A 13,073-nucleotide genomic window follows, 5' to 3' on the forward strand; every position below is an offset into this window, starting at 1 on the left:
ATACATGAACAAAGCATCTTCGCCGGTATTAAGCATTATTACGGTATGTTTTAATGCCGAGAAATTTATTGAGAATACCATCCAGAGTGTGCTGGCGCAAACTTACCCGCACATTGAATACATCATTGTGGACGGCGCTTCACGCGATAATACAATGGGAGTGATCGAAAAATACCGCTCCCGTATTGCCACGGTGATCTCTGAAAAAGACAATGGTTTGTACGATGCCATGAATAAAGGCATGCAACTTGCTACAGGCGGATACCTGTTGTTTCTCAATGCAGATGATGTACTGGCATCGCCCGATGTGGTCAGCAACATGTTCGCCACCTGTGAAGATGCCGATGTGTATTACGGAGAAGCCATGTTTATGGATGAGAACGGGCAGGACATTGGGTTGAGATCTGAACAAACACCGCACCAGGTACCGGAGCAGCTGACCTGGAAAAGCCTGAAACACGGCATGGTGGTATCGCACCAGGCATATGTGATCCGCCGCAGTTTGAGTCCGTTATACGATTTGCAGTACCGGGTTTGCGCAGATATTGACTGGATGATCCGTACATTGAAGGCATCGCGGAAGATATGTAACACGCACCTGGTAGTGGCGAGGTTCAGGGTGGGAGGCACGTCCAAGCAGCACCAGCAGCTGGCGTGGAAGGAGCGTTACCGGATATTGAACCACTATTACGGTAAGCTGGCCAACCTGGTAAATCACCTGTTTATTGCAGGCAGGTACCTGGTTCGCAAAAAGTACTGATTGTTCCGTAAAATGAACCGCAACGGATATCGTATATTGAAAATGATGTCTATCTTGTGACGGTCGTCTTTCTGCGGAAAGTGAATGATTTAAAAAATTAAACCATTATAATGAATCGCATTGCTGTCATTAAATCTTTGTTGCAGAGAACAAAGGCCAAAGTTTACGTTGAAATAGGAGTAGATACCGGGTATGTGTTCTTTTCACTGAATGCGCCGGTAAAAGCAAAAATTGCTGTAGATCCTGAATTCAGGTTTTCCTTCAGGGCCTGGTTACGCACAAAGCTGAGACCGGGCAACGCCAAATACTTCCAGGTAACCAGCGACCAGTTTTTTGCAGATCAGAAAGAGATGCTTCGCCGGGATGGTATTGATGTAGCATTTGTAGATGGTTTACATACTTACAAGCAATGTTACCAGGATATCGTTAACTGCCTGGAATACCTGAACGACGGTGGTTTTATTGTGGTACATGATGTGAATCCTCCCAATGCAGCCTGCGAATCGCCGGTAGGCGCTTCACAACAGGAAGTGCTGGCAAAGGCTGAAAGAGGGGAAATTCCCGACTGGACCGGCGCCTGGACCGGAGATGTGTGGAAGTCGATTGCCATGCTGCGCACCCGTAAGGATTTGCAGGTGTTTACCATCGACAGCGACTGGGGCATCGGCGTTATTACCAAAGGCACTCCGGAAAGTGTACTGGATGTAAGCATACCGGCCATTGAAGCCATGAGTTATGCCGATCTTGAAAAGAACCGGTATGAACTGATTAACTTAAAACCTTCCCATTACTTCTTTGAATTCCTGCAGGAGAAATACAGAAAATAGCCGGAATGAAAAAGGTATTTGTTGTTATTGTCACCTATAACGGAGCGAAGTGGATACATCAATGCTTTGGCAGTTTACGGTCGGGCAGTTATCCGGTGCAAACGATCGTAGTGGATAATGGCTCAACGGATGCCACCATTCCTATGCTGGAAGCGGATTACCCGGAAGTAACATTGATCCGTTCAGGCAGGAACCTGGGATTTGGACAGGCCAATAATATGGCTATTAAACAGGCGTTGCAGCAGGGGGCGGATTATGTTTTCCTGCTGAACCAGGATGCCTGGACAGAAGAGAACACCATTGCCGTGTTGATCAATGTAATGGAGCAACACCCCGAGTATGGGATTGTAAGCCCGGTGCATCTGAGTGGCGACTATAGTGGTATGGATGCAGGGTTTGCACAGTACTACAGTGCAAGTCAACCTGCACCCGGAGAACCGGTAAAGGACATATACCCCGTGGAATTTGTAAATGCCGCCGCCTGGATGATGAGTAAAGCCTGTCTGGAAAAAGCAGGATTGTTTCACCCGGTATTTTTTCATTATGGAGAAGATAATAATTTGGCGCAGCGGGTACTTTACTACGGGTTCAGGATAGGTGTTTGCCCGGCAGTAACCATTTGCCACGACCGCCACGCCCGTAAGGAAACTGAGGAGATGATCATTAAACATTACAAGGTGTACGGCTTGGTTACCTTAATGGATATACGAAGAAGAAACCTCTTTATCGCTTATCTGAAAGCGCTGAAAGACCTGGGAAAGCCGTTCCTGCTGGCATTGGCGAAGCTGAAATGGGGCAATGCGTGGAAAATCATCCGCACTTATACCGGTTTGATATCCCTTTACCCGGTAGTAAAAAAAGGCAGAAGCGAACAATAACAAAATATTATATAAAAGAAGAAGGGCGGAGATGATTCTCCGCCCTTCTTCTTTTATATTATAATGCTTATTTTTTAGCGGCAGGTTTTTGCGGAGCCGCCGGTTCCGGAGCAACACCTGTTTTGCTTTGCCTGATCACCTCGAACACGAGGGAAGCTGCTACCAGCAAGAGCAGGAGTACAGAAGTGATATTGGCTATTTTCAGTCCTTTCAGGAATGTTTGCGGCTCAAATTTCATTTCTATCTTATGTTCTCCGGCGGGTATTTTCAGTCCGCGCAGTGCATAGTCGGTACGGATAATATCAGTGGGTTTGCCATCGATAAATGCGTTCCAGCCGGCAGGGTAATATATTTCAGAGAATACGCCGAAACCTTCCTGGCTGTTGCGGGAAGTGTATTCCAGTTTATTCAGGCCGTATTTGGTGAGTTTGATGGCGGCGGTACTATCGGCGCCTGGCTTGAAGCTGCCCAGTTGTTTTTCAAACCGTTTGTCGATCACGGCGGAGTCGCGGGTATTCAGCGCATCCAGTGTTTTCATCTCTGTATTGGCATCGGGCGCCCATACGATGTCACGTACAAACCATGCATTACCATAGGCATCCGGGTTGCGTTGCGCCACCGGCTGCCCTGTTTTCTGATCGGGTACGATAAAGTATTTCGTGTTGAGCATGTTCAGCACATGCATATTGTTTTTGGCGATCTGATGGGAGATGAGATCCTGGTAGATCCACAATTTAGCGGGGCTGTAACCACCGATATTTTTGTGGAAGTAAGAAGGAGAGGCATCATCAAACGGAGAGGTGGTAAGATTGAATACACGATAGTATGGGTCCGGGTCCTGTTTGATCTGTTGATCAGCGGCAGAGGGCTGCAGGTCTTGCATGTAGCTCATATCATCTACGAAGCTTTCGCTGCCGAGGTAGTTCTTATCTACCTGCCACAGATCGATGGTAACGGCTGCGGTGATGATGATAGCCGATACCTGCCATTTCATTTTGTTTACCAGGAAAGCCCAGATAGCGCCGGCAGCCACGAGGACGAAGAATGCAGAGCGGAAAGCATCTGTCAGCAACAGGCTGGCGCGGTCTTTCTCGAGGGCGCGGATAAGCAGTTTTCCGTTTTCCTCGCCACCCATCATTTGGGCGAAATATTGCAGCATGTTATCGTCGCTGGCGGATTTAAAGCCTACAAAGAAGTAGCTGATGAGGATAAAGCCGAGAAGGCATGCGCCGGTGATCAGCGCCGATTCTTTCAGTTTTTTCAGCAGTTCTTTGGTGGTATGTTTGCCATTGGCAATTTCCTGTAAGCCCCAGCAGGCCAGCACCACAAAGGTGAGTGACGGCAATACCAGCGCCTGCGCCGGTGCGCGGAATTTATTATACAGTGGCAAATAGTAGAATAGCGGATCATTGATGAACGCCAGGTTTTTACCCCATGCGAGGATAAAGCCGATCACCGTTATGGCGATCAGCCACCACTTATGCCAGCTCTTCACTAACAGTAACGACAATACGAAAAGGAAGCAGATGATAGCGCCTACATATACAGGGCCGGAAGTACCTTTCGACTGGGCGCCGTAATAGAGTGGTAATTTCTGCTGGCTCAGGAACTGTTCTACCTGTGGTTCAGCCGCACCAAGACTGATCATTTGCTGACCAAAGTTGGAACTTACCTTCAACTTCTGGCCGGAGGAGTTCCCCACGTAGCCAGGGATGAGGAGCGTACCCGATTCTGCTTTACCATAGCTCCAGTCGTATGCGTAATCGATATCCAGGCCGGTAGACTTCTTCTGGTTTACGTCGTCTTTATCCAGGGTGAGCTCCGATTTGCTGCCACGCATGGTGTAATCAGTGTATTCACGCAGGATCATGAGACTGTCCATAGAAGTGAGTACGGCCAAAACGCCGGCCACGGCCAGTAAGGCCGAAGCTTTGAAAAACTGGAGCAGTTGTTTCTCCCGGAAAAAATGTATAAATGCACACACGGCCAGGCAAAGCACCATGATCAGTGTGTAGTAGATAATTTGCAGGTGGTTATTGTAGATCAGCATGGCAGTGGCCAGGGCTGTTAACGCCGCGCCGGTGATCAGGCGGCCGCGGTAGGTGAGCACAATACCTGCGAGTACAGCGGGCATCAGGGCGATGTCGTACATCTTGGTAACGTGCCCCACATCGATGAGGATCACATTATAGGAGCAGAAAGCAAAAGCGATGGCTCCCATTACCCTGATCCAGTATTTAAAATCCAGTATACAGAGGAGCAGGTACATGGATATCATGGCCAGGAACAGCATATTAACAGGATCCGGCGTATACAGCGTCACAATTCTATTCATGTACGCTATTTTATTGGCACCCGGACCTGTATATATCACGTAGGAGGGCATCCCTGCAAACATACTGTTGGTCCATAACGGACGTTCGCCGGTTGCTTCATAAAAGTCCTTTGCCTCTTTCGCCATTCCTTTTACATTCTTCATGTCGCTCTGATTCACCACCTTGCCTTCAAGGACAGGAGCGCAATACACAAATGCCAGCAGGAGGAAAAGCCCTATTGCTGCAACATGTGGAAGAATGGCTTTTAGCCAGTTTTGCTTCATCGGATATTTTGGATTTAGTTTTAAAGAAACAAAAATAACTGTAATTTATCCGAAATTTCAATATGCGCTGGATCCGGTTTCTCTTAAAATTTGCATTTATATGCAATCTGTGCTTTATAATCAGTGAAATCCTGCGCATTACAGCTTATGACCATTCTTTTGATAACGTGGTGAATCATATACTGGTATTGGGTGTAGGCATTGCTTTTCCGTTGAATGCCCTTTTATGTGTGCTGACGGGTGTGTTATTATTGTTAAAAAAAATACAATGGAAAACATTACCGCCCTGGTTATATTTGTTCAATATTGCTATCCTTATATTTCAACTTATAGTTAATTACTAATGCTCAGAAATCTGTTAAACGATAAGCCCACCAAACTGTTCGTGATATTTACCAGCTTCTTTGTGGCGAATGCGCTGATTGCAGAATGTATTGGCGGTAAACTATTTTCCCTGGAGAAGTTACTGGGATTGCCTGTGCACACCTTCACCCTGTTCGGCGAAAGTGGATTGGCGTATACCTTAACGGCAGGGGTGTTGCTATGGCCGCTGGAATTTGTGATGACGGATATTGTGAATGAATACTTTGGCCCGAAGGCGGTGCGCCGTATTTCTTATATCGCCGTGGGGTTGATCTCCTATGCGTTTATTATGTTTTGGGTAGCCATGAGCGTGCCCGCCGACGGCTGGTGGAAGGGCAGCCGTGCCGATGCCGGTATCCCCGATATGCAGAATGCCTTTACCAGCATTTTTGGTCAGGGTATGTGGATCATCCTGGGTAGCTTAACCGCTTTCCTGGTGAGCCAGATCGTGGATGTGACCGTGTTCCATAAAATTAAAAAGCGTACCGGCGAAAAGCATGTATGGCTGAGGGCAACCGGTTCCACCATTGTATCGCAGCTGGTAGACAGCTTTATTGTATTGTACATTGCCTTTAAGCTGGGGAACGACTGGAGTTGGCAGCGGGTACTGGCTATATGCCTGGTGAACTACAGCTATAAGTTTGTGGTGGCGGTGGCGCTTACACCGCTGATCTATTTTATAGAGCACCGGATAGAGCGTTACCTGGGGCATGACACCGCCAGGCAGATGAAGGCGGCGGCAATGGGGAAGGAGCAACCGTTTGAAGAACCTGTTACCAACAACTGATAAAAAGAAAGGGGCTGTTTGATTAAACAGCCCCTTTCTTTTTTAATATTTTGCTTTTACCATGTCTGCCACTACTTTATCGATGGGCAGGGTTACGGCGCTTGATGAAAACTCGTCCCAGCTGATCCAGCGGGCGCGTTCCACTTCTTCCACGCCTTCCGGTATGGTAAAGTCGAATGGTGTAGTGCTTACCGATGCCGTGAACGGCGACAGCGGCGTTACGAGGTAATAAATAGAAATGATCTGTGTAACGTTATCGAAAGCCGAGATCTGGAAGAAGTCGGTGGTATAGATATGTTCTACCACTTTTACATCCTGGCCCAGTTCTTCCTGCCATTCGCGGACGATGCACTCCAGGGTGCCTTCCCCGAACTCCAGGCCGCCGCCGGGGAATTTGGTATAATAACCCCCACGGATATACTCATCGCTTACCAGCACCTGCTTCTGATCGTTGATCATGATGCCGTATACTCTTACGTTAAATCCTGTTTGCATATGCTTATTTAAAAAGGGCTAAAACCACTTCTTCTTCATAAAATACCAGCTGATGACTACCGAAATAGCGATCGACAAAATAACCGGTATATAGAAGGCGTGAAGGGTATGCTGGTAGGGGATATCCACGTTCATGCCATAGATACTGGCCACCAGCATGGGAAATGTAAGGATAATGGTAATGGAGGTAAGCCGCTTCATCACCACGTTGAGGTTGTTGGAGATGATGCTGGCAAAGGCATCCATTGTACTGCTGAGGATGTTCGTATATACGTTGGCCATTTCCAGCGCCTGGGAAGTATCTACAATCAGATCCTGCAGGAATTCTTTTTCATCTTCATTCAGTCCCAGGAAATTGGTCCGTTCCAGCTTCATGAGCAGCAGCTCATTACTGCGCAGGGCGGTTACAAAATACACCAGGCTTTTCTGGATACGCATAATACCCAGCAGTTCCTCGTTCCGGTTGGAATCGTATAATTTAGCCTCCAGCATGTTCCTGCGCTGGTTAATTTCCTTCAGGTAATCGAGGAAATTGATGACCACTTTCTCAAATATTTTCAGGACCATCATGTTCCTTTTTTCGGGAGACCGGTTATGAAAAGTATTCAGGAACTTTTTGATGGCGGTATTGTCGAAGGAGTTCACCGTAATGATCTGGTGGTGGGTCAGGATAATTACGATGGGGATGGTGATGTAATAGGCTTCGCTTTCGTTGATCGAATTATTTTCGGTCGGCGTTTTCAGAACAATGAGCTTTACATTGTCTTCCAGCTCAAACCTGGCTTTTTCGTCAATATCGAGGGAATCCGTGAGGAAGTCCAGGGGAATATCGAGTTCCTCGGATAACTGTTCAAATTCGGCCTGTTTAAGCGGGGGGGTAATATTTACCCAGGCACCGTTTTCCGGCTGGTGTATTTCTACAGTTTTGGAATCTATATTTGTAAAATACTGGATCATCGGGCGCAAAGGTAGTTAAAATGTTGAATCCTGTTTTCATTTGATGTAATATTGTGCAACAGGAAACAGTTAAAATATTTTATATATAAATGGGAGTTGTAAAACATCAGAGTCTGCGGTCGTCGGTGTTGATTTATTTGGGCTTTGCGATAGGCGGGATCAATACGTTATTACTGTTTCCGGTATTTTTCAGCGGGGATCAATTCGGGTTAACCCGGATCATAGGGGATATAGGGGTGATTGTAGTACCGTTTTGCACGTTCAGCACGGGTTTGATGATCAACCGGTTTTATCCTTACTATGCCTATCATTTGCCGGAGAAGAAAAATGACCTGATGGGTTGGGTGGTAATTGCCACCCTGATAGGGCTGGCGTTGTTTTTTGTGGGGACGGTGGTGTTTAAGGATCTGATTGTCAGGAAATATGTAACGAAATCGCCCCTGCTTATAGAATACTTCTATTTCCTGTATCCTTTTGTGACGGGGATTGTATTGTTTTCGGTATTTGAAAGCTATAGCTGGTCGCGGCATGAAACGGTGGCGCCCAACTTTCTGAAGGAGCTGCTGATCAGGATTATGACTTCGGCTATTATTGGCCTGTATGTATTCAAGCTGATCAGTTTCATTGTTTTCATGTGGCTTTTCAGCCTCCTGTATATCATTGCGCTGGTGCTGTTGCTCTTTTATCTCTGGCGCAAGGACCTGTTGTATTTCTCCATAAGGGTGAGCAGTGTTACATCCCGGCTGTATAAGCGGATGATGATCTATGCGTTTTCCCTTACGTCGGCTACTATTTTTAACCTCCTGTCGCAGAACATAGGGGCGTTGATTATTGCGAGCATCAGCGGATTGGATGAGGCGGCGTATATGACCATTGCCACTTACATGGCCCAGCTGATACAGGTGCCGCAAAGGAGTATTTCTTCTATTGCCACACCTATTATTGCCCAGTCGTGGAAGGATAAGAACATGGCTAAGATTGATGAAATTTATAAGAAGTCGTCGATTTTACAGCTGGTAGCTGCGCTTTTTATTTTCTGGGAGATATGGCTCAACATTGATGATATATACCGGATCATGCCGCATGCGTATTCTTCGGCTAAGTACCTGGTATTTTTTATGGGTGTTGCCAAGATCATTGACATGGGCACCGGGGTGAATCAGCAGTTACTGGCTACTTCCCGTTTCTGGCGGTTTGATCTTACTTCGGCCACGGTGCTGGTGATATTGTCTATTCCACTGAATTATTTCCTGATAAAGAAGTATGGTATGGTGGGATCGGGTTATTCCATGATGATCTCGCAGTTTGTGTTTAACGGTATCCGCTTATTGTTTATCCGGAAGCGTTTCGGACTGCAGCCGTTTTCTATTAATACGCTGAAGGCAGTAGTGGCCAGTGTGGCGATTTACTATATCAGCAGCCTGCTTCCGCCCCTGGGTAATCCTTTTATCAGTATTGTAGTACACGGACTGTTGTTCCTCGTGTTGTTTGGTGGCGCCATATTGCTGATGCAGGTATCGGAAGATATTAATCATACTGTTGCGGCTACGTTACGTAAGGCGGGCAACAAGGTGTTCAGAAGAAAATAAGGTTACGGATATAAATAAGAAAGCCGCCCAAGTAATTGAGCGGCTTTCTTATTTATAGTTTTAATTATTTAGCAATCTCGCCTTCAAACACCAGCGTAGCCGGACCACAGAGCCAGATATTTTCAAAGGTCCGTTCACCGGTTTTGGTGAAGCGTACTTCCAGTTGTCCGCCTAAAGTTTGTACCGGCACTATGTATTCCTTTTCTTCGGCGCCTGCGAAAGTGAGTGCAGCGGCGGTTACGCCGGTGCCACAGGAGTAGGTTTCATCTTCCACACCTCTTTCGTAGGTCCGTACAAATATGCCGCTTTCAAATTTCTGTACAAAGTTCACGTTGGTGCCTTCCGCTGCGAAGCGGTCGTTGTAGCGGATGCCACGGCCTTCGTTAAACACATCTACTGCCTGTACATCTTCCACAAATTTTACAAAATGCGGGGAGCCGGTATTGAGGTAGTAGTAGAGGGGGCCATGTTCCACATCATCCACATTCTGCATTTTCAGGTTTACCCAGTTGCTGCCATCAATGGTAGCTTCATGTTCTCCGTCGACAGCAATGAAGTAGAGGTTGCCGTCGCCAACGCCCATTTTATTGGCAAAGGCCACGAGGCATCTGCCGCCGTTACCGCACATGGTGCCTTCGCGGCCATCTGCGTTGTAATATTTCATGGCAAAGTCGTAGTCTTCACTTTTGTTGAGCAGCATTAAGCCATCGGCGCCGATGCCGAAGCGGCGGTCGCAGAGTTCATTCACCTGTTCGTCTGTAAGCCAGTCGTATTGCCCTTCCCGGTTGTCCATGATGATAAAATCATTGCCGGTTCCCTGATATTTATAGAAATGAATATTATGCATGGGTACAAAGATAAAAAATTAATGCCGTTGTTAAATAGCGGCGATGATCCCCAGTCCTTTTTCAATCATTGCTGCCACTGCTGCGCCGCCGTCTTTGCTGAATTCCTGGCGGATACGGTTGGCAACGATGGCGCTTATGGAAAGGCATTCGTGCCCCAGTACGCGGCCCATGCCGTAGATGCCGGAAGTTTCCATTTCAAAGTTGGTGATGCGGTGGTGTTCGTAGTTGAAGCTGGTGAGCTTATCGATCAGGTCTGGATTAGACAGGGCTCCCCGGAGTACGCGGCCCTGCGGTGCATAAAAACCCGGGCAGGTAACGGTGATGCCTGTATGAAAACCATCCGTGAAATGTTCCTGTAGTTTTGCGGATGCTTCAAAGAGACAAGGATTGGCGCCGCCGGGCTGGAGGAATACCTGTCCGCGGAACGACTCTAACAATTGCTTCTCTGCGCTGGTATTTTCAAACACATAATAGTTCATGAGGTTGTCGAGGCCAAGCCCGTGCGACGATACCACGAAACTATCCACCGGTATGTTTTCCTGCAGCGCGCCGGAAGTGCCGAGGCGGATGATTTGCAGGGAAGTGAGTGTTGGTTTTACCTGGCGTGTTTCAAAATCTATATTTACGAGTGCATCCAGTTCATTGAGTACGATATCGATATTATCGGTGCCGATGCCGGTAGAAACTACGGAGAGTCGTTTGTTGCCGATATAGCCGGTATGCGTTACAAATTCACGGTGCTGATATTTACCTTCTATTTTATCAAAGTGTTTGCTTACTTCACCGACACGGTCAGGATCGCCTACGGTGATGATGGTATGAGCCAGTTCATCCGGTCTTACGTCGAGATGATATATGGCTCCGCGGTTGTTGATGATCAGTTCTGATGCTGCAATACGATTATCCATTGTACTAATTTTTATTTTTCACAAATCAACATTTCCTGTTTTCCTGCCTCAATATTCCTTTGTTCTGCTATATTATCAAAATATTTTTTCAGATATTTTTTAAATAATATTTGGTGGTTGTTAGAAATTCACTACTTTTGCAATCCCACAAAACGAATGAGATGTACGCCAGTGGGGGACTTACGGCGAACATTTTGAAACTGATGGTTCCGTGGCCGAGTGGCTAGGCAGAGGTCTGCAAAACCTCGTACAGCGGTTCGAATCCGCTCGGAACCTCTACATATCTTCTTCTTAAAGCCGCGTAAACCGCGGCTTTTTCATTTCCGGTAAGACTTTAATGGATTTTAGCAATAACAGAGAGGCATATTTATGTGCTATTGCTGGGATATGGTATACCCGGCGTATTCCCGGGGTATCTATGAAGCATCCACGGCGTATAGGTGGACTTGATGCGGAGATGCCCGCTGCTGGCTGGCTTCAGGGGTAAAAAAGAAATAATGCAAAGTATGCTGAAATATCAACTCAAAAGATTATATTGCATACCCCGCAAGAGGCAGGTGAGGTTATCAGAAGGCAAGAGATTTATCAATAATTTACTATAGCTATCTAAACACAGCGTGTGTAATTGATAATAAAGATATCGGCGGCATTTTCTATTAAAATATGGAGCTGCCATCATTTTCCGGTCAACAAGCCTTCTGCATGCAGAAGGCTTGTTGCGTTTTATATACATTAAAAAGAAGTGGTTATGACAGAGATTATTAAAGTAACCGCCGAAGATTCCAAGCACCTGAACCAGGTGAAGCTGCTTTTTCGCGAATATGCCAATTGGCTAAATGTAGATCTTAGTTTTCAGCAATTTGAAGATGAGCTGGCAAACCTGCCGGGTGTGTATGTGCCTCCAACAGGTGCATTGTTCCTGGCATTGGTAGATGGACAGCTGGCCGGATGTGTAGCTATCCGGTCGTTTGACGACAGTACAGCTACTGCAGAAATGAAGCGTCTTTTTGTAAAGGATGCCTTTAAAGGACATGGTGTTGGGAAAGCCCTTGCCAGTGCAGCTATTGCAGAGAGCCGCGAGCTTGGATACAAGCGGATCCTGCTGGATACATTAGCGCATATGCGTCCTGCAATTGATTTGTACACTTCACTCGGATTTCAGCCGATAGCTGCGTATTATGATAATCCGATCAGCGACGCGGTGTATTTGTCGTTGAATATTGAAGAAGACAGTTTAACTTAAAAAAAATGCAGCGGAGGATTTCCTCCGCTGCATAACATATAAAAGGATGATGGCTTACAGGGGTCTTATCCAGATGTTCCTGAAGCTTACCGGATTTCCGTGGTCCTGCAGTGCGATGGATTTAGCACCGTGTTTTACATAGGTTGGTTTGCCGATATATTCTGTTTTACCTTCCAACTCCACATTATTCTGCACCAGTACGCCATTTTGCAGTACAGTGGCTCTTGCAGGAGATTTCAGGGAACCGTCGCTATTAAAGCGGGGAGCGGTCCAGATCACATCATAGGTTTGCCATTCGCCTGGTTTTTTGCAGGCATTTACCAATGGAATTTTTTGTTTGTAGAAGCTGCCGGCCTGCCCGTTGGAGTAGGTACGGTTATTATAGTTGTCCAATACCTGCAGTTCGTATTGTTCCTGCATAAAGATACCGCTGTTGCCGCGGCCCTGGCTTTCGCCTTTTACTTCAGCAGGAGTGCGCCATTCGATGTGCAGCTGGAAGTCTTCAAACTGTTCCTTTGTTTTGATAACGCCACCTCCTTTTACAACGGTCATAGCATCGTCTTTCACTTCCCATTTGGCCGGGCCTCCTTTTTCTGATTCCCAGCTGTCGAGGTTCTTTCCATTAAACAGTACGATGGCATCTGACGGCGCCGTAAGGGTTTCTGTGCCGGGTGTAATTACTTTTGGTACCGGCTCCCATACTTCCGTGGCTTCAGGCTTCATCTGCTCTTTGTTTTGTGCTGCTGCGCTAACGGCGAGCAGGGTACAGGCAGATAACAGTAACGTACGCATGTGTCTTTTATTTTTTTTCGGGTAGAT

12 protein-coding genes and 1 tRNA gene are annotated in these 13,073 nt (G+C 46.7%); 7 read left to right on the forward strand and 6 right to left on the reverse strand.

From position 1 onward, the window contains the following. Nucleotides 1–4: 4 nt before the first annotated feature. The 3 genes from B5Z18_RS27940 to B5Z18_RS27950 all read left to right on the forward strand — a co-directional run bounded on the left by B5Z18_RS27940 (nucleotide 5) and on the right by B5Z18_RS27950 (nucleotide 2,465). The gene (locus tag B5Z18_RS27940; RefSeq protein WP_079472846.1) at nucleotides 5–760 is read left to right on the forward strand and encodes a glycosyltransferase family 2 protein; all 756 of its coding nucleotides are present in this window, start codon (nucleotides 5–7) and stop codon (nucleotides 758–760) included. Nucleotides 761–870: 110 nt separating this feature from the next. Next, entirely contained in the window at nucleotides 871–1,587 is a 717-nt protein-coding gene (locus tag B5Z18_RS27945) for a class I SAM-dependent methyltransferase (RefSeq protein WP_079472847.1), read from the forward strand. A gap of 5 nt (nucleotides 1,588–1,592) precedes the next feature. After that, the gene (locus B5Z18_RS27950; RefSeq protein ID WP_079472848.1) at nucleotides 1,593–2,465 is read left to right on the forward strand and encodes a glycosyltransferase family 2 protein; all 873 of its coding nucleotides are present in this window, start codon (nucleotides 1,593–1,595) and stop codon (nucleotides 2,463–2,465) included. 67 nt (nucleotides 2,466–2,532) lie between these two features. Here the strand turns inward: B5Z18_RS27950 and B5Z18_RS27955 are convergent, their stop codons facing one another. Further along, nucleotides 2,533–5,064 carry a YfhO family protein gene (locus tag B5Z18_RS27955; protein ID WP_079472849.1) on the reverse strand — a complete coding sequence of 844 codons (2,532 nt, stop codon included), beginning with the start codon at nucleotides 5,062–5,064 and terminating at the stop codon, nucleotides 2,533–2,535. 343 nt (nucleotides 5,065–5,407) lie between these two features. Here B5Z18_RS27955 and B5Z18_RS27965 point away from each other — a divergent pair, with 343 nt between their 5' ends. After that, nucleotides 5,408–6,214, forward strand: coding sequence for a queuosine precursor transporter (locus tag B5Z18_RS27965; RefSeq protein WP_079472851.1), 807 nt, complete (start codon nucleotides 5,408–5,410; stop codon nucleotides 6,212–6,214). 42 nt (nucleotides 6,215–6,256) lie between these two features. Here the strand turns inward: B5Z18_RS27965 and B5Z18_RS27970 are convergent, their stop codons facing one another. Together B5Z18_RS27970 and B5Z18_RS27975 are read right to left on the reverse strand one after the other, a co-directional pair. Continuing rightward, complete coding sequence (locus tag B5Z18_RS27970) at nucleotides 6,257–6,709, reverse strand: NUDIX domain-containing protein (protein WP_079472852.1); 453 nt, start codon at nucleotides 6,707–6,709, stop codon at nucleotides 6,257–6,259. Between the two features lie 18 nt (nucleotides 6,710–6,727). After that, complete coding sequence (locus tag B5Z18_RS27975; RefSeq protein WP_079472853.1) at nucleotides 6,728–7,666, reverse strand: magnesium transporter CorA family protein; 939 nt, start codon at nucleotides 7,664–7,666, stop codon at nucleotides 6,728–6,730. Nucleotides 7,667–7,755: 89 nt separating this feature from the next. Between B5Z18_RS27975 and B5Z18_RS27980 the strand changes: the two genes are divergently transcribed. After that, on the forward strand, nucleotides 7,756–9,255 hold the full coding sequence (locus tag B5Z18_RS27980; protein WP_079472854.1) for a polysaccharide biosynthesis C-terminal domain-containing protein: 1,500 nt from the start codon (nucleotides 7,756–7,758) through the stop codon (nucleotides 9,253–9,255). A gap of 64 nt (nucleotides 9,256–9,319) precedes the next feature. Here B5Z18_RS27980 and dapF read toward each other — a convergent pair whose 3' ends face one another. Both dapF and B5Z18_RS27990 read right to left on the reverse strand, forming a co-directional pair. Next, nucleotides 9,320–10,102 (reverse strand): diaminopimelate epimerase, encoded by a 783-nt coding sequence (dapF, locus tag B5Z18_RS27985; RefSeq protein ID WP_079472855.1) that lies wholly within the window; start codon nucleotides 10,100–10,102, stop codon nucleotides 9,320–9,322. Nucleotides 10,103–10,132: 30 nt separating this feature from the next. Continuing rightward, nucleotides 10,133–11,011, reverse strand: coding sequence for a nucleoside phosphorylase (locus tag B5Z18_RS27990; protein WP_079472856.1), 879 nt, complete (start codon nucleotides 11,009–11,011; stop codon nucleotides 10,133–10,135). A gap of 205 nt (nucleotides 11,012–11,216) precedes the next feature. On the opposite strand from B5Z18_RS27990, the gene B5Z18_RS27995 reads away from it, so the two are divergent. Both B5Z18_RS27995 and B5Z18_RS28000 read left to right on the forward strand, forming a co-directional pair. Further along, nucleotides 11,217–11,287 (forward strand) — tRNA-Cys (locus tag B5Z18_RS27995). A gap of 472 nt (nucleotides 11,288–11,759) precedes the next feature. After that, complete coding sequence (locus B5Z18_RS28000; RefSeq protein ID WP_079472857.1) at nucleotides 11,760–12,254, forward strand: GNAT family N-acetyltransferase; 495 nt, start codon at nucleotides 11,760–11,762, stop codon at nucleotides 12,252–12,254. A gap of 54 nt (nucleotides 12,255–12,308) precedes the next feature. Here the strand turns inward: B5Z18_RS28000 and B5Z18_RS28005 are convergent, their stop codons facing one another. Next, on the reverse strand, nucleotides 12,309–13,046 hold the full coding sequence (locus B5Z18_RS28005) for a 3-keto-disaccharide hydrolase (protein ID WP_079472858.1): 738 nt from the start codon (nucleotides 13,044–13,046) through the stop codon (nucleotides 12,309–12,311). Nucleotides 13,047–13,073: the final 27 nt, after the last annotated feature.

The sequence above is a fragment of the Chitinophaga ginsengisegetis genome (genome assembly GCF_900168065.1).
Taxonomy (GTDB): Bacteria; Bacteroidota; Bacteroidia; order Chitinophagales; family Chitinophagaceae; genus Chitinophaga; species Chitinophaga ginsengisegetis.